This window comes from Hallerella porci (genome assembly GCF_003148885.1).
GTDB lineage: Bacteria > Fibrobacterota > Fibrobacteria > Fibrobacterales > Fibrobacteraceae > Hallerella > Hallerella porci.
Genome location: NZ_QGHD01000039.1, coordinates 1 through 17,574, shown reverse-complemented (window position 1 = coordinate 17,574; position 17,574 = coordinate 1). Strand labels below are relative to the sequence as shown.

The window sequence follows — 17,574 nt, the reverse complement described above, 5'->3', positions numbered from 1 at the left end:
ATTGCAGCTGTCAAGGTCGTTTTACCATGGTCAACGTGACCAATCGTACCGATGTTGCAGTGCGGCTTGGTTCTTTCAAACTTCTCTTTTGCCATTTTATATTCCTCTTCTTCACCAGAAGGTTTATCGCTTCATGTCAGCAGGCTTATTTGCCCTGTACTCGGAAAGCATAGGAAGCGCTACTTCCCGAATTTGAGACCCAAATTTAATTGATTTTAAAAGAATTTGCAAGACTTGTAAAAAAACTTTTTACATAAAAGTCGCAATTTTAAGTAAAATTTTACATTTTCTCGAAAATTTACAATTCGATTACAAGAAAATTTTCCGGCTTAATTTCGCACTTTGCGGTAATCCAATAATTTTAACGAATACTGCGCACGACCTTTGCAGCCCGAGCGCACCGCAGTCGCGTACCCGAATAATTTTCGGAGAGGAAGTTCTGCGACGAATGAATGCATCACGCCATCACCATTAACGCCGACGATTTTTCCTTCGCGGGCGAGAATGTCGCCGCTGAGCATTCCCGCATATTCTGCGGGGCATTCGAGGGAAAGTTCCATAAACGGTTCGTATAAAACGACATCGCTTGGACGAATTAACTTGGCGACTGCATCGGAGCACGCTTTTTTAATCATCGGAATCGGCGTTTTACATTCGGAATCAAATCGGACAAGTTCAAATTCGACGCCGACAAGACTTCCTTTTCCTAAAATTCCGTTTTGAGCGCTTTCAAGTAATGCGGAACGAATTCCGGCGAGAATTTCGTGCGGCGCATTTTCCAAAAATTCTCCGGAAAGGCGAATGTCTTTTTCAGATTCGGGAAGCGGTTTTGCAGCGAGTTCAAGCGAGACTTTAAAAGGTCCCGCTTGGAAAGAATTTTCAACGGGCTTCAATTCTTGCGTTAAACGTTCTTGCCACAAGACTTCGGGACTTCCGGCGTGGACTTCGCAGCCAAATTCTCGTTTGAGCCGTTCCAAGACTACTTCTAATTGGACTTCGCCCACGGTGTAAAGCAGCCAATAACCCGCTTCGGGGCGAGAAATTATCCGAATGGACGGATCCATTCGAGCGAGAAGATCTAAACTTTCTGCGACTTGATGATAATCGCTTTCGCGCAAGCATTCGAGCCGCGTTTGTAGTAGCGAATTGTATTCTGCGTTTTCGATTTCGCGTTTGACCGCATTTCCTTTGAGGGTGAGAAGTTCACCGAGGGCGAGACGATTTTGGGAACGCAGCGCATAAATGTCGCCGGGGAAAATTTCTTCGACCGGAAATAGCGTGGACGCTTTGAGCCGATAAAATGCAAAGCCCGCGGGAATTTGATCGTGCGAAAGTTTCGCCATGCTGCGGAAAATGGCGATTTCTCCCAAATCCGAGAAATGTCTGAGCCGCACCACTTCGCCGAGATATTTTTTGGGAAATTTCGGCGGAGGCGGAAGGAAGAACGAAAGCCCCGTCATCAAACTGCGAACGCCCAAATTTTGCTTTGCTGAGCCCGCGTAACAGAGCACATATTTGTCCGCAGCCGCAAGCGCAGAAAGTCCGCGCAAAAGCATTTTTGGCGGAACCGTTTCTCCGTTGAGCGCAAGTTCGAGGATTTCATCGTCGTATTCCGAGGCCGCTTCGACCGCTTCTTTTGTCATTTCGTTTAAACGGGTTTGGGCGACGTCGTTTGCAGAAAGTTTCTGCGGTTCTTCTTTGCCGTTTTCGAGAACAAGGCGCATGCCGCTAATGACATCGAGTTCGGATTGAATTTGCGAAACGGAGGAATTTGCTTCTGAAAATTCGGGAGAAGAAAGCAGCACGGGGCGCACGCCGAGATGTTCTTCGATAGCGATGAGCGTATCGTCTAATGCGCAATTCGGATTGTCTAATTTGTTGATGAAAATGAGAGTGCGAATGCCTTTGCTGCGGAGTTTTTTCCAAGCAGAAAGAGTCTGCGTTTCGACGCCTTCGACTGCGGAAATGACGAGTACTGCGCCATCGACTGCGGAAAGCGCCATATCGACTTCGGCGCCAAAATCTACATGTCCCGGCGTATCGATAAAATTGAACCAAAGTTTGCGCCATTCAAAGTGTGCAACTCCCGATTCGATGGTAATTCCCCGCTTGCGTTCTTCGGGTAAATAATCCATGGTGGCGAGGCCATCTTCCACATCGCCCGGGAGCCGAACTTCGCCCGCCGAAAACAAAATGCGCTCGGACAAAGTCGTTTTGCCAGCATCTACATGAGCGAGAATTGCGATATTGCGAATGGGAAACACGAGAATAAATTAGAAATTAGGAGGGAGGAATGAGAAATGTAGAGGATGGCGCGCCATCCACTCAATTCCTAATTTCTCATAAAAAGAAGTCCTAATCCAGCGCAGACAACTATCATCTTAATGGGCCCGATTTTGAAGAATTTTGCGCCGATAAATGTTAAAAGGAATAATCCGACGGAAAGGAAAAATTCCGGAGCATTTTCTTGCGGCGAACCGAAATTTTCTTTTGTCATCAATAATAATGTGGCTGCTGCCAAGAGTCCAACAACTGCGGGACGTAAACTGTCGAGCACAAGTCTTACCGAAGCATTGTCTTTGTATTTCATCAAGTAACGGCTGATGAGAAGCATTAAAATCGTCGTCGGGAGGACGAGCGCAAAGGTCGCTGTGCAACTGCCGAGAAAGCAAAGAAACGAAGATGCTCCTTCATTTTGAAGTGCGGTATAGCCCGCATACGTCGCCGTGTTGATGCCGACAGGTCCTGGCGTCATTTGACTAATCGCAACGATGTCCGTAAATTCGCCCGCTGTCATCCAATGATGATTCGTTACCACTTCGTGCTGAATGAGCGAAAGCATTCCGTAGCCGCCGCCGAATCCGAATAGCCCGATTTGAAAGAATGTAATGAACAAAGAGAGAAATGTCATTTTTTCATTCTCCCATAAATAAAGCCGCAAATTCCCGCTGCCAAGATGATGAGAATTGGCGAAACGCCGAGAAGCCAAATGAGAAGCGCGCTGACGACCGGAATCCAAAATGTGTAGCGATTTAATTTTGCTTTTTTCGCCATATTAAATGTGGGAATGGCGATGAGTGCAACGACTGCGGGACGAATGCCGCGGAACATCGCAGCGACATACGGATTGTCTTTGAATTGATGAAAGAACATCGCAATCAAAAGGATAATGATAAATGAAGGCAGCGCCGTTCCTAGTGCGCAGAGAAGACCGCCTTTTACTCCGCGAAGACGATAACCGATAAACACGCTAATGTTAATTGCGAAAACGCCGGGGCAACTTTGTGCAACAGCTAAAAGATCCAAAAAATCTTCTTTCGAAATCCAATTTTTTCGGTTCACAATTTCGGCTTCGATTAAAGGAATCATCGCATAACCGCCGCCAAAAGTGAATAGCCCGATTTTGAAAAAAGTCAAGAAGCTATTCAAATAAAGATTCATAAGATGACCTTAGAAATGAAGAACGTCTTTTACGTTAATTAAATCTCAAGAGAAGGGCGATTTCGAACGATAAAATCTGTTCGGTGTGAGCGGTTTCATCGTCGAGTTTTTCGTGGATTTGACGATATTCCACATAAGCGCTCATGCTCGCCATTTTGTTGAATTGATAGCCCGCGCTCGGGCGCACATACCATTCGTGAATGCGCGAAGGAATTTTGTGTTCCGTTTTCGTGAGCTTCGGGAAATACGCCGTATATTCTTTGCCTTCGATTTTCCATTTTTTGTAAACGCCATCGGTTCCGCTTTCTTTGTCCCACATGTCATAACCCGGATCGGGTTCGTAACTTTCGCGGACGGTTTTGGTGTATTCATAACCTGCGGTGAAGCGCAAATCGATATCGTTTTTCAATTTGAAATACCATTTCCAGAATTGGAATCCGCGTTTCGTTTTGAGCGGATAAGTAATCGTCAAATCGTTTCCAATGTTATAGCCGAAATCTTTGTAAAGCGCTGTCGGAATCCACGGCGTGTAATAATATTTCGTCGTATCGGAAACATCTTCTTTGGCTTTCGGCCAATTCGTTTGCGCAATGACTTCTTCTTTCGGGCGGCGTTCGGTAAATTCCAATTTTAAGAATGTATTGTCTTCGATGCGGATATTTTGTTGCGTGAGAACGCTAATGCGAATGAGCGGATTGAAATTCCAAGTTGTCGTCCACGAATCTTCGGCACTTTGGAACGGTTTCACCGAACGCGAATGCGTATAATCGACGCGGTGCGTGGTGCTTACGCTGCGGAATCCGTTTAAGAATCCGACACGTTGGGAGAAATTCGGAACAGTAACGCCGACGCCCCACTTCGGCCAAACGATGGTCGAGTCGGTGTAAAGCGGATATTCGCGCGATTGACTAAAGTCTTGTTTCCATTGCATGTCTGCGACGATGCCAATGCTCCAAATCGGGAGAGTAAATCCGGTCGAAAGATTTAATGTTCGACTGACGCTGTGCGTGAATGTTCCTTGATAAACGAGAGTGTCCACGTGGCGGTTTCTGTATTGGGCAAAGCGCGTATAATCGTTGCGATTGTCTAAGCCCATGTCGCCCGAAACGATGTTCCAAATTCCGCGATTGCGGTAACCGTTACCGATACCTAAACCGTATAAATAATATTGGAACGGCGTCACGCCTTGTTCTTCATACAACTGCGAAAGGGTAAAGTTTTCGCCGACGGTCGAAAGATCAACGGTCCACGCGGCTTTCACATCACGCCAGCGCAATTTTTCGAAGAATCCTGCGGCGGCATTTTTTTCGCCGAAGAGTTTTAAGAATTCGACGAGTCTAAACGATGGAGAAAATTCGAAGCGGTTCGTCTGCGAAATCGTCCAATAATTTTTATCGACCATTGTCGGGTCATGCAAATCATATTCATCGGGAATTGTTTTTTGCTGTCTAAACGAAGACGAGAACGAGAATGTCATCGGCAAGAACGGAATAATCGCAGGACTAAATGTCGTTTTAAATTGCTGGCTACGGCTGCGTTCGTGTTTGAGAATACCGTAAGCGCGTCCGTATTCGCGGTGACCGACGCTATCGACTTTATAATAAACCGTACTATCGTAGAGAATTTTATAAGTCGTCGGATCATCCATATCGATGAGAGCGGTATCGCCTTTTGCATTCACAACGGCGACAGTATCGTAAGGAATCACAACGACGCTATCGGGCGAAACGTAAATTTTTCGATCGGTATGGTCGTAGTCAAAAATATCATCGGCTGCGAAAAGTCCACCGTGATCGGGCGACCAGAAATTTTCTTTGGCAAAGTCTTCTTGATCGCCGCCACCATACATATCACGCGTAATATTTAAGCTGTAACTCGTTGTGAGGAACGGGAAAATATTCCAACGGACATTTGCTTTATGCGTTAAATCGACCGTGTATGTGACCGTTTTATCGACTTGCGGTTCTGTATAATCGGGGTCGCGTTCTTGGTTAATGTAACGAACATAGCTCAAATCGAAAAGAGTCAAATCCAAAGTTTGCGGCCACGGTTCAAAGCTCGCATCCGAGAAACTCTTCGCCCACTTCGAATCTTTGAGGAAGCTAAACGGTTTGTAATTGAATCGGTTAAATGTGCCGAGGCTATATTCAATAATCGTGTGATACGAATACGTCGAATCTGCCGAAGTCGTTGAGCGCGATTCTGTTTCGGTATAGCTATAACTCCACGCCGGACGTTCGAGGAAGATTTGTGCTAAGACTTCTTTGACGGGGCTACTTTGCATCTTGTATTCTTTGCTGTAGCTAAAACTAAAGCGCCGCGTCCGGCTGAAAGATTGATAGCCCTGCGACTCCGCATTATTGCGCATTTTTTCTTCGTCGTCTGCATTGCTGACCGAAAGTTTTCCGTCCCAAATATCTTTCGCGAAATCGCCGAAGTTATCGTGCGAAAGTTCCAAGTCATCCGTCGGTTTTAAATACGGGCGTTCCGTTGTGCTGCTGTAGCCAAAGCTCATCGGCATGTGGAAGCCTTGTTCGTCGGGCAAGAATTTGTTGAGGTTCACGCTAGCGTCGGCGGCGAGGTCCAACTGTGAAGCGGCTTCGGAAAGCGAAGGCTTTGGAGAAGTTCCGTTCGTCGAAAGAGTTGCAAAATTTCCATCTTGATAACGCGCCGATGCCGAAATAGAAAGGAAGTCGCTAAAGTTCGCTTGTCCCGATGTGCGGAAAGCATAACCCCATTCCGTATCCATATCCGAAAGGCGTAAATCGTCAATCCAAAATTCACCCGAGAGATCTGCGGGCGAAGCATCTTCGTCTGCGATAATGACAAAGCGAATCCAATCTACCGATGTCACCGACGGATTTCCGACGAGCTTCAACACTTCTTCGCGTTCGCCGCCAATCGAATCGACGACTGCGGTGATGAACGGCGGTTTACGTCCTTTTTTCAAATTCGAAAATGCGGAAAGTTTTTCGGCAAATGCGTTTGCGAGCCAGTTGCGTTCGTGGCAATCTGCAGCACGTTCTGCTGCGGTGCAGTTGATTTTTACCGGGCGGAAGCTCCATTCATAATAATCCGTGGAGCCGTCTAATGAACCTTCACCAAATTGCAATGCAAAGCGCACCGGCGTCCGCGTCGCATCCGTTTCATAGTGAATTTCCATTTTCAATGTTTTGTATTTCGTCAGGTCTTTTTCATTGGATTCAAAAACGCGGGTCGCGCCGACCGATTGTCCGGGCGATAAATTTTTATAAGTCAAAACGAGTGCGGTTTCTTTGAGCGCAGCGTTCGATTCAGAATCGCGTTCTGTTTTTGTATTCGGGCTCTTGTAATAAGTTCCCGAATTTTCGCGGTTGTTAATCGTCGAAACACTTAAATGCGTTGAATCGGCAGCCGATAATGTATTCGACGAAATGTCAACTTCACCGCCATCGACAATTGCCGTTTGCGAATTTCCCTTTGAACTCGTCACATATTTATTAGAAACATCCGACGATTCCCAAGAATTTCCCATCACGCCGACTTTGACAATTTGCACTTTCGCTTCGGCGACTCCATTGTTGAGTTTTCCGAGCCATAAGCGCGAGAATTGCGCCTGCGAAAGAATCGTCGAATAACTTTCGCCACTCGATGTCACGAGAGTATCGAATTGATCCATCGGAATTCTCCAACGACGCCAACCGTTTTTGAGAGTTTCATATTTGGTTTCGTCATTCGAAGAAAGGTCAATGCGGTAACGCACAAAACTAATGTCCGTATCCAAAGAACCGTTGCGGTTAATGTCTTCGGTATCGTAAGCGCGTTCGCCGTTATTGCCTTCGGTTCCGTTGATTCCCACCGGCGGATCCGATTCATCGTCCAAACCGTCGTCGTAATTATCGCGAGCAATATCTGTATTCGTCGCATCGGAATTGGCGCGGGTCTTTACCGTGCTCACGCAACCATTCATGCGGCAATCCCAAACCGTGAGAGTTTCTTCGGAACCGGAAAGTCCGTCAAGGCCTTTATCGTGGAGAGCTGTCGTCGTTCCTAAATCATTTTCGCCGTCGTATTGACCATTCGGCGCTTCCCCGTTAATCGAAAGGTCTTCGCTGATAAGTCCCAAATCCAAGTATAAATTTCCCACGTTACCGCGGGCGACGACTTCGATGTAGCGCATATCGCTCAAGTCTTGATAATAACTGGAATTCGGACGCATCACGCCGCCCCAACTATTCCCCGCCAAATTATCATTCGGGCGAAGAGTAAATTTGAGAACGGTCAAGCGCTGATTATCAACATCGCTATTTCCCACCGTCGGGTAAATGTGTTTGTACAGAACCGTATTGTTGCTGTGCCAAATAAATTCACCTTTATGCTTGTAATCTTGATTTTCAATATAGGTTCCCGGATCCGTATCCACGCCGCCCGGCGGCGATGCGAAGAACCAAGAAAGTCTCGTCAACGGATAAATGAGTCCCGATTCGCTGCTTTCAAAATCTTCGAGAAGAGCTGTCTTTCCGCTGCTCGTATTTGCATCGTGATAACTGCTCGCAAATTCTGCTTCAAAGCGCCAATTCGAAGTTGCCTTCGTGTCAATGCCCGGAATTAAATTCACCAAATCCGTCATCCACTTCGTCGTATCTTGCAAGCGCAAGTTCATTCCCCAAAGGAAGCTCGAATACGGTTCACTGCCAAGAGTCGGCGTGCTCGCCGTTGTGCTTTGACTTTTATAAAGTGCGGTCACACCAAAAAGCGAACCTTCGCCAAAACCGTAACGGGTTAGCGGCAATTCGGCGCGGGCACCGAGAAGCACTTTGTTGTCAATTTCAAAAAGCGGTTCGCATTCAAATTCGACGGAAATTTCTTTGTTCGGATCGAGAGCTGTTTCGCTCAACAATTCAATTTGTCCGAGTTCATAATTCACTTCATAATCCACGCCACGCGTGAGCACTGTCGAGCCCGCTTTTAATTTTTCCGAGCCTTCCGAAATGTCCATGCAACTTCCTGCGCTCACCGAATAACTCGAATTTGGATCGCGGACGCTAATTACCGAATTGCGTTTTTTGCCGACGCTTTCAAAGTAGAATCGATTGGTAAACTTGCTCCCTAAATTGGAAACAGGAAGAGTGTAAAGTTTCGCCATCGCTGCCGAAGAATCCAAATTGCGGAAAGGTTCCAAGCAATTTTCGCGGGCACGTGCCGAGGAATTTGCGCCCGAATACCACGAAAGCGGACGACAAGGCAACCACATTTCGCCCGTGTAAGAACCCGACGCATCCTTTTTGAAAATCGTCGCATCGCCCGTTAAAATCACATTCGTCGTCGTATCGATAACGCCGAGAGTTTTCAAATACGAACTTGAAACGCCTGCTTTATTTTTGAGACGCAGCACAAAACTCGAAGCGCTTTCATCCGAAATTCCGACGGAGTAAACATTGCGAAGCATCAATTTATCGATGTCGGTGAGTTCCGAAAGAGTCGCATCCCATTGAATAAGTACAACGCGCGAGCCATCGTTTACAGTCGTTCCTGAACGTCCAGTGCCATCGTCCGACCAACTCGCTGCAATCAATGTATTCTTGTTTGCGCCGAGAACTTTGACGATACCGGTTTTACTGTCGTAAGTAAAATCGCTCGCCGCCATCGGAACCAAGCGGTCAACCGTTTTCTCAATTTTTTCGCCCGAAGGAGTCGTGTAAATCGCGGTAATTTTTTCGACCACATTCGTCGTCGTATTCGTCGGCGCACGACGATAAAGTTTCAAATTCGTCGCTGCATACGGAGCGGTGCTTCTGCCCGCAAGTCCTGCGCTAATGTAATTGCTCCGCGCTTCTTGATTGATAAAATAATAGCGGTAAGCGATAAACTGTTTATCTTGAATTTGAAATTCTGTGGTACTCGAGCTCGCGTTAATCGTATATTTTTCTTGGCTACCGCCATCTTGCGACGCAATCGTCGTAAGCCACCAATCGCCGAGTTTCCATTCGGCCTTAATTCCAAAAAGTCCTTTATGATTTTCGGAATAGCCCGTGAGTTCTGTACCTGGGAGCGCAAGAGATGTAGAACCCGCTTCAATGCGCTGCAAAATGTAATCTTCAAATTCGCCTTTATACGATTCTTCGTAAACCACGCGGATTTGATTTTTCGCCCCGAGACCGCTTTCGACATTATTCACTTCGACGGTAATGTAAGGGCCGATTTTTCCCTTCACCATAAAGCTAGGGTCGTATGACAAATTCGGGCTGGGGAAAAGATTATCCTTTGTGCTTCCCGGCGCGTCATCTTTTTCTCCGCGTCCCGAAAGTCGAATGTCCATCGTTCCTTGTAACATCAACTTCGGCTTATCCAAGCCAAAATCTTTCATCCACGACGGCATATTGATGGGAATATCAATATCGTAAAGGGTGCCACTTTCCAGTTCGGTATAACCGCCGCTGCTTTGTCCCGCAAAAGAATTTAACCATAAACGATTAAATCCAATGTCGTACATATCCGACACATACGATGCGATTTCCGGATAAGTCGCCGACCACATTTCCGTCGTATCGCGACTCAGCGAATTCACATATTCCTTTTTCACTTCCATTTCACGATTTTCAAAATTGATATCGTGTTCGTAGTGTTCATTGCGGGGCGGTTTCATCAGCGCAGGATTTTGCGCAACGCCACTTTTGGGCGCAATATCCGAAAGCGGAGTCACATTCGGCGGAAGCGGAATATATTGCACAGAACTTTTGGAGTCACTCGATTTTTCGGGCGCAGCGGAATCCGCCGGCTCTTGAGCCACTGCCAAAGCCACCAGTAACGCAGATGCGAGTAACTGTAATTTCATTCTATGCCAAATTCAAAAGCATCTTCACTGCGAAAAAACGTTTCCACAAAATACAGAAAAACGGCTTCCCAGCCCACAAAAATGCGGGAACAAAGTAGAAAAAATCCAATGAAGTCAGAAACGAAAGCGTTTCGCCGAGCACCGCAGAAGCCTTTCGCCCCAAAGATTTTCCCGTCATTTGATTTAAAAACAAAAAAAGCCGGAATTTCTTCCGACTTTTTCATGTTCTTTTGAAAATTACTTAAGGAAAATGTCGATATCGCCGACGCACTTTTCCCAAGCTTTATCCTTCGCCACGAGCAACTGCATGATTTTTTCATAAGTTGCTGTCGTTCCGAAGCCTTTCCACAAGCGACGTTCTACGTTTTCGCCCGAGTCTTTGTCAATCGTCGTAATCGTATCGTAGTAATCCTTGTTATCCTTGAATTCGTTCACCAAAATAGCCTTCAAATAATCGCTGTAAATGCGAGAAGCATATTTCAAAAGCGATTCGTTAAAGTCTAATTCGTTGTTCACCAAATATTCAAAGTCTTGAATCGGATTACCATAAACGAGCCAGTGGCGAAGTGCAATTGCCACAACGACATCGCGGACTGCGCTGCGGAAGAGGAATTTATCTTCCAAACGGCCATTCCATGTAATTTTCGTCAACGGGTTTCCGTCATTTGCTTCAATCGAAACGCCTTTGCCCGGAACCACATTGCGGATTTTAATCGGAAGACGCGTGAGAAGCTGCCAAGCTTTTGTAAACGCAATCGTTTTGCGCACAAAGTCGCGTTCTTTATCCGGAGCAACGCGGAGGAATGCGCCGAAGCAATGCTGATACAAACTTTCTTTATCGAAAATGCAATCGCTCGAACGACTTTCGGAAATTTTTCCGTCCATCATAAAGAGAGTCTTCGCCAGTTCGGGGCGCATACGCACTTCAAGTTTACGGGTACGCGCTTTCAAACGCACACCATCTTTGTAAACATAAGTGAAGCCTTCTTCTTGGTAACGCTGCCAAATGAAGAATTGCAAATCGTCGGCGGCGCGCAAATGATAACTGAACACCGGATTCTGACGGTTATTCGCCATCGTCACCTGACGCAAGAACGATTCTGCATCGGGATACGGCACAACGACCTTCACCAACACAAACGGATTTACCGGATTCTTGCTCTTTTTATAATAGCTTTCGTAGGTGAAAAGGGATTGCGCACCGTTAATAATCTTCGGGCGTTCAATTTGCAGCACTTTTTTGCCATCGCGATCTTTTAAGCGCAAATCGTCGCCGGTTAACGTCATCCCGTTATGCAAAAACGGGAAATCGCTTGCGTCATTTGCCTTTTCCATTTCTTGGAACGCATCGATGAGCGCTGCATTTGTATGCGTCAAATTGCCTAGGTAAGTACGAATGTTGCTCGAAACGATAGCCATATTATGCTTCGTTTTGAGACGCTTTCCCAAAGTCTGATGATAATCAAAAATCGTGCGAATCGGGCAGAATCCCACGAAAAGTTCGCCGCTTTTGCTCGTCACATGCAGCGGTTCATCTTGCATCACAATGTCGAGTTTGTCATCGTTATTGCGGAAATCTTTCGCCAAATCATCGTGTTCTGCGCGAATTTCCAATTTAGCGCGGACATCGGACTTCCAAATGCCGAGTTTGCGACGCATATCTTTTAAAGTGCGTTCCATTTCCGCATCGGTAACATAGCGACTCGAAAGAGTGCGAAGCACGGTAATTTCGAGAGTTTCCATATACGGACGGCTCGCCGGCTGGTCTGCGCCTTCTTCGGCATCGGGCGCATCCATTTTAATCACATCCCACGGATCTGCTTCTTCGCGGAGAGACATAAAGAACGGATTGTCCGGATCGCTCGTGCGGAAAACCGCAATTTGAAGCTGCTTCAAATCGTGAGCCAAATTGTGCATCACCTTTTCGAGCGGGGTCGTTTCGTCAATGAAAATGAAAATTTCGAGAAAACCTTGAGAGTATTGGAAACCGTGGAAACAACCTTCTTCGTCCAAATTCATGTGCCGCAACGCTTTAATGCGGTCAGTAGGATCGTTTGGGTTCAGGCTGAGCAAACTCGCCACAAAAGAAAGACGACGTTCTTGAGCTTTCGATAAGTCCATTTTATTCCTCTAAGGGCTCCATCTAGATGGAGTTTTTGATATCCATATACATAGATATTAAAATATTACTTCTTTTTGAGACTTTTTGACAAAAAATAGCGTTTCAATATTTTTACAAACCGTAAAAATTCACGCATTTTTCGGCAAATCGCCTTTTTCCGCTTTTAAATATAGAAATTTTAAAGAGATTTTTACTAAAAAATTTCACAGCAAAATTTTAAAGGGCGAAGAAATTCCCCACTTTTATTCCACAGAGACTTCTTGAATGGCTAAACCGCGAGTCCAATCGCGAAGGCGTTCTTCAACTGATTCCGGCGCTTTTCGCTTTACCCGCAACCAATACGAATTTACTCTTTCGCTATAGCCCGCTGTCCGTTTTTCTTTTCGTTCTTTTGCAATTTTTACCGCAGTCGTGAGCGCTGAATCCGCATTTTTAATTGTAAAATCAGGTTCAAGACCAAACATGTGATACGAAACACTGTCTTTATCAAAAAGCAACATACTTGTCGCCACCGCATAACCTTTTTCCGGCGTCTTGCTGTAAACTTGGCCGATTCCTTTCCCAAAAGAAGTTTCTCCCACAATCGGCGCTTTTAAATTCGAAGTAATTGCCGTCGCAAAAATTTCTGCACAACTTGCGCTATTACCATCGAGAAGCAAAACATAATAGCGCCCGCTTCCTAATCCATCTTTGTCGTTCACAAAATAACTCGCCTGAATTGAACGCTCCGTTCCTTTGGGCTTCCACTCTAACTGAATAAACGCTGTATCGCCCGCGGGGAGCAAATCCATCGCCATCCGCGTGCAAAGCTCTGTAGAGCCACCCGGATTTCCGCGCAAATCGAGAACGGTGGATTTTGCACCGTCCGTTTCTTTTAATGCCGCTTCAAATTCTTCTGCGGAGCCATCATTTTGAAAACCATTCGTAATCGGCGTAAATTCCGTCACCCGAATAATCGGAATGTTATCGATTGAATCCACATAAACCGTCGGTGAAATCACATCTTCGCGCGTCATCGAAATTTTTAATGTATCCTTTCCGCGGAGAATGGTAAAATCAAAATCATCCGTCGTTTTCTTTTGCAAAACGCTTTGATATTGCTCGGTGAAATCCGTCGAATCGGTGCTGAAAAATGTGCTGTCCACCGCTAAAATTTGATCGCCGCGTTTCATCTCGGCAGTCGCTGCAGGACCAAAACGGTAAACATATTTCACCCGCAAATTTTCATCCAATTCCATGCCGAAAGATTTCGTGTTCACAGGTGATGTCGTAATCGCCTGATTCACTTTTTGGAATAAATCCGGCGGAAAATATTGCGTCATCAAATCCGACATTTCGCGGAACATACAATAGACGTCCGCATAATCTGCGTATTCTTCTTTGTCAATCACCGTGTCCGGATTTGTCAAATAATAATCCGAACTTTTTAATTCGTCCTCAGCGAGGTAATAGTAATAATAGAGAAATGTATAAGCGTAATTAAATTCTTTGTCACCCGTTTTCGTTATCATCGGAGTGGCGTTAGAAACCGTGTCGGTCGAACATCCCACCCAAACGATAACGAATAAAATGACGAGAAGAATTTTCATCGCAAAGCCGTTAAGCGTCGATATGCAATTCTAATTTTGCGGTTAATGCTTCGGGGAGATTTCCCGAAAGCGGATTATTCAAAACCGAGAGCGCTTTTAGAGACGCACAGTCTGCGAGAGATTCGGGAATAGAATCCAATTCGTTTTCATCCAAAACGAGTTCGTGCAAATTCTGCAAATTGCCGAGAGATTTCGGAATCGACGTCAAATTATTTCCCGAGACCATTAACACTTCGAGATTTTTCAAATCGCCAATGCTTTCCGGAAGTGAGGAAAGTTCATTGTTATCCAAATAAAGCTTTTCCAAATTCGTCAACTTTCCAATCGTGTTTGGAATTTTTGCGAGCATATTATCGTGGATAGAAATCTTTTCGACTTGCGTCCAATTGCCAATGGAATCCGGCAAATCCAAAAGCTGATTGCGGGCGATGTTCACCTTTTTCAAATGGGTGAGTTTTCCCAGTGCAGACGGAAGTTCCGAAAGGCTGTTGTAACCGAGATACAGATTTTCTAACTGCGAAAGTTCGGCGACAGTTTCGGGAATTTCCATTAAATCATTTTCGCTGACCGAAAGACTTTTCAGATTTTTCAAGCGACCGATTTCGTCGGGGAGTTCCACCAAAAGATTTTGGTCCAAGATGAGTTCTTCCAAATCTTCGAGCGCAAACAATTCCTGCGGAAGCAAGCGCAAGTGCAGGTCTGAAAGATCTAACTTTTTCGCCTTTTCGGCTTTCGCTTTTGCAATCACTTCAAGAATGTTCATAATAGTACTCCAGTTTTTAAAAATGATAGCATTTTTGTGAGGCTTTATGGCGCATTTTTCTGTTCCAGATTGGAATAGACGAAGATTTGCACGATTTCACCGAGCCCGGGGATAATAAAATCATTTTCCGGAATCTGCAATTCCTTTTTTGCCCGCGCCAAATCCTTCGGCGGATCGTCCATTCTTTCGTAAACCATGCTAAAAGTTCCCCAATGCATTGCAAAACTTTTCTTTGACTGCACTAGCTGGTGAAGTTGTGCGGCTTGTCTTGGGCTCACGTGCACACGCGTATAACGCGAAGGCTTGTAACTGCCGATGGGCAAAAAGGCAACGTCGACGGGCGCAAATTTTTTCGCAATTTCCTTGTAATAAGAACCGTCGCCCATCGCAATATCGCCCGCGAACCAAAGTTTTTTCTTTTCAAATTCAAGCATCCAACCGCCCCAAAGAGTCGCGTTGCGGCTCGATTTAAATGCGCCGCGCCGACTTGTGTGATGTGCCGGAACAAATGTCAGAGTCAATTTATCTTGCAAATTTTTCCACGAAAGAATTCTCGATTCCCACCAATCGAGTTCGATAATTTGCGACTTGGGAATTCCCCAGTCTTCTAAAATCGCTGCGACTTTTAGCGGCACCGCAAAATAACAAGCGGGCCATTTTTTATAAATGTCTTTGATGCTTCCGCGGTCGAGATGATCGTAATGATCGTGCGAGATTAAAACCAAATCGACATTCGGGAGCGAATCCAAGGCGCGTCCCGGCGGCGATCCGCGTTTCGGACCAAAGAAAAATTGCACAGGAGAAGCGCGCTCGCTAAAAATCGGATCCGCTAAAATGCTGAGTTTTTTGAGTTTAATGCAATAGGTGCTGTGCCCAATCCAAGTCACCGAAGAAGCAGAGCTATCCGCCCAAATTTCTTCGCCCCCGCGAAAGATCGGCAGCGGTCGCAGCTGCGTCCGCTCTGTTGGCACCAAAGAATCCACTTCCATCGTATCGCGAATCGGCTCGGTTAAAGTATCTGTATTTCGAAAATGTCCATCCGGTAAATGATGCAGCGGTAAATTTTCGAGAGAAACTTCTCCCGCTGATTTTTCGGCACAAGATAAAATCCCGCTCATCAAAATCAGCAAAAGAAAAAGCAAAAATTTTTGCAGCCAAAGCATGAAAGGAAATTACAAAAATGAGGAATTAGAAATGGTGAGGATGGCGCGCCGTAGGCGCGCGGGGAAAGCGCGAAGTTTTGAATCGGGGAATTTGTGAAGTTTTCGCGCGAATTTTTGAATTCAGAATTTATCCGTTTGAAAATTTGACGCATTATTTTGACTTCAAAATCTCATTTTTAAAATCTAGCAAGCAAATTTCCCCCGGGAAATTCAATTTCCAAAAAGCCAGCGGGCAAATTTTCCCCGGGAAATTCCATTTTCAAAAAGCCAGCGGACTAATTTCCTCCGGGAAATTTCATTTCCAAAAAGCCAGCGGGCAAATTTCCCCCGGGAAATTCAATTTTCAAAAATCTAGCGGATAAATTTCCCCTGGGAAATTCCATTTCCAAAAAGCCGGCGGACTAATTTCCCCCGGGAAACTTTTTTGAGACATTAGGAAGGTTAAGGCGGCTGCGCCGCAAAAAATCGAATGCGCTACGCTTTTATTCTAAGACGGGACGAACAGATAGTCCGTAGTAGCGGCCGTCATTGATCACGCACTGGTAATCCGAATAGAAGTCCAAGAAGTAGGCGTCGTAGCTGCTGCCCTCGCTCGGAGTAGAACTCCAGTAGTAGCCGAAACTCCCTGCGATCTCCAAGTCAGAACCGTAACGGAACCCTGCTGCTGGGAGAAAAATGCTGTTGGTATTTCCGACTGCACAATTACTAACAATATAGCCGCTAATTGTATTTCCAGCAGCATCTAATTTACTACTCGAAATCCAAACCCATGTGCAGTGCCGCAATTCTCGCATCTGCGTAGTTGTAGGCATTTTCCATTTGCCTCCCCAATTTGCCGTGGCTGCATCGTATTTTACATTTCCAGCTATATCAAAATTGAATTCAGCCTTTCTATGTGTTAGGCTATTTGCGGAGGTGTATGAGTCTTTTGGTTTTACCTCGCCCCAAGCAAAATAATTGCCATAATCGACAGGCGATTTTGCGCCCACATTCATATTCGCCCATTTTACACTCAGTCCTAAATCCACTGCTTTAATACTTGTTTGTAATGCTAGTTCATTGAATACAGAATCTGCAACCGCTGCCACCGAGTCTTTATATGCTTGCGAATTCACATAAGCCTTATAAGCTGCCAACGAGTCTTCATATGCAGCAACAGAATCCTTGTAGGCGGCAATTGAATCTACCACGTGATTCACCAACTTCTTTCGATTTTTCCAATCTATTGATTTCCACTCTGGTGAAGAAACTACCGGGCGAATAGATGCTTGATCATTATATTCAAGTTCTACACGACGACCATAACAAGAATCTCTAAAGATAACGACTGTTTTATTATTTCGATAATAGCCCTTTATATTTATATCTTCGCGAGAGCCTTCAGAACGGTACCCTGCTGCAGGTAAAAATATTGTGTTTCCATTCGGGCCAATCACTTTATAACCCGGAACATTTTCTCCATCTACGGTCGTGTAAGATGTCCACTCCCATTCACATTCTTCTTTTAATTCTTCGAAATCGTCATCTGTGGGCATTCGCCAAGCACTCCCCCAAATAGCAGTCGCGGCATCAAAATCGGGGTTTACGGTTATAATGTCAATCGATTTTATAATGACATCATAAGCTTCATCTCCCCACATGTCTTCTAAAGAATCTTGGATATCTTTATCTGCGTTAGGTGT

General features: G+C 45.4%; 10 protein-coding genes and 1 pseudogene. 1 reads left to right on the top strand and 10 read right to left on the bottom strand.

Annotation, left to right across the window (positions count from 1 at the left end; translation table 11 throughout):
• From B0H50_RS12100 to sov, 5 genes are all read right to left on the bottom strand, one after another.
• A partial coding sequence (locus B0H50_RS12100; RefSeq protein ID WP_132095103.1) for a GTP-binding protein occupies positions 1 to 95 on the bottom strand: 95 nt, incomplete at its 3' end.
• A gap of 234 nt (positions 96 to 329) precedes the next feature.
• Positions 330 to 2,264 (bottom strand): GTP-binding protein, encoded by a 1,935-nt coding sequence (locus B0H50_RS12095; RefSeq protein ID WP_233244811.1) that lies wholly within the window; start codon positions 2,262 to 2,264, stop codon positions 330 to 332.
• A gap of 68 nt (positions 2,265 to 2,332) precedes the next feature.
• Complete coding sequence (locus tag B0H50_RS12090; RefSeq protein WP_106200011.1) at positions 2,333 to 2,911, bottom strand: chromate transporter; 579 nt, start codon at positions 2,909 to 2,911, stop codon at positions 2,333 to 2,335.
• The gene (locus B0H50_RS12085; RefSeq protein WP_106200008.1) at positions 2,908 to 3,441 is read right to left on the bottom strand and encodes a chromate transporter; all 534 of its coding nucleotides are present in this window, start codon (positions 3,439 to 3,441) and stop codon (positions 2,908 to 2,910) included. The genes B0H50_RS12090 and B0H50_RS12085 overlap by 4 nt, the downstream gene beginning before the upstream one ends.
• Positions 3,442 to 3,475: 34 nt before the next feature.
• The gene (gene sov / locus B0H50_RS12080) at positions 3,476 to 10,255 is read right to left on the bottom strand and encodes a T9SS outer membrane translocon Sov/SprA (protein ID WP_109587840.1); all 6,780 of its coding nucleotides are present in this window, start codon (positions 10,253 to 10,255) and stop codon (positions 3,476 to 3,478) included.
• 3 nt (positions 10,256 to 10,258) lie between these two features.
• Between sov and B0H50_RS13185 the strand changes: the two genes are divergently transcribed.
• Positions 10,259 to 10,489, top strand: a complete 231-nt coding sequence (locus B0H50_RS13185; RefSeq protein WP_146193762.1) for a hypothetical protein — start codon at positions 10,259 to 10,261, stop codon at positions 10,487 to 10,489.
• 3 nt (positions 10,490 to 10,492) lie between these two features.
• Here B0H50_RS13185 and B0H50_RS12070 read toward each other — a convergent pair whose 3' ends face one another.
• The 5 genes and pseudogenes from B0H50_RS12070 to B0H50_RS13380 form a co-directional block, all read right to left on the bottom strand.
• Entirely contained in the window at positions 10,493 to 12,376 is a 1,884-nt protein-coding gene (locus B0H50_RS12070) for an AIPR family protein (RefSeq protein ID WP_106200002.1), read from the bottom strand.
• A gap of 243 nt (positions 12,377 to 12,619) precedes the next feature.
• A complete protein-coding gene (locus B0H50_RS12060) occupies positions 12,620 to 13,966 on the bottom strand; it encodes a S41 family peptidase (RefSeq protein ID WP_106199998.1) in 1,347 nt (448 codons plus the stop codon).
• 10 nt (positions 13,967 to 13,976) lie between these two features.
• Positions 13,977 to 14,729 (bottom strand): leucine-rich repeat domain-containing protein, encoded by a 753-nt coding sequence (locus B0H50_RS12055; protein ID WP_109587838.1) that lies wholly within the window; start codon positions 14,727 to 14,729, stop codon positions 13,977 to 13,979.
• A 44-nt stretch (positions 14,730 to 14,773) separates the two neighbouring features.
• Positions 14,774 to 15,892 carry an MBL fold metallo-hydrolase gene (locus B0H50_RS12050; protein WP_106199994.1) on the bottom strand — a complete coding sequence of 373 codons (1,119 nt, stop codon included), beginning with the start codon at positions 15,890 to 15,892 and terminating at the stop codon, positions 14,774 to 14,776.
• Between the two features lie 482 nt (positions 15,893 to 16,374).
• Positions 16,375 to 17,574, bottom strand: a pseudogene (locus B0H50_RS13380) (hypothetical protein); the annotation flags it as partial.

Bases quoted from the DNA above. Each gene is read 5' to 3' on its own strand.
- B0H50_RS12090 (WP_106200011.1), bottom strand. From the start codon at position 2,911: ATGACATTTCTCTCTTTGTTCATTACATTCTTTCAAATCGGGCTATTC.
- B0H50_RS12085 (WP_106200008.1), bottom strand. From the start codon at position 3,441: ATGAATCTTTATTTGAATAGCTTCTTGACTTTTTTCAAAATCGGGCTA.
- sov (WP_109587840.1), bottom strand. From the start codon at position 10,255: ATGAAATTACAGTTACTCGCATCTGCGTTACTGGTGGCTTTGGCAGTG.
- B0H50_RS13185 (WP_146193762.1), top strand. From the start codon at position 10,259: ATGCCAAATTCAAAAGCATCTTCACTGCGAAAAAACGTTTCCACAAAA.
- B0H50_RS12070 (WP_106200002.1), bottom strand. From the start codon at position 12,376: ATGGACTTATCGAAAGCTCAAGAACGTCGTCTTTCTTTTGTGGCGAGT.
- B0H50_RS12060 (WP_106199998.1), bottom strand. From the start codon at position 13,966: ATGAAAATTCTTCTCGTCATTTTATTCGTTATCGTTTGGGTGGGATGT.
- B0H50_RS12055 (WP_109587838.1), bottom strand. From the start codon at position 14,729: ATGAACATTCTTGAAGTGATTGCAAAAGCGAAAGCCGAAAAGGCGAAA.
- B0H50_RS12050 (WP_106199994.1), bottom strand. From the start codon at position 15,892: ATGCTTTGGCTGCAAAAATTTTTGCTTTTTCTTTTGCTGATTTTGATG.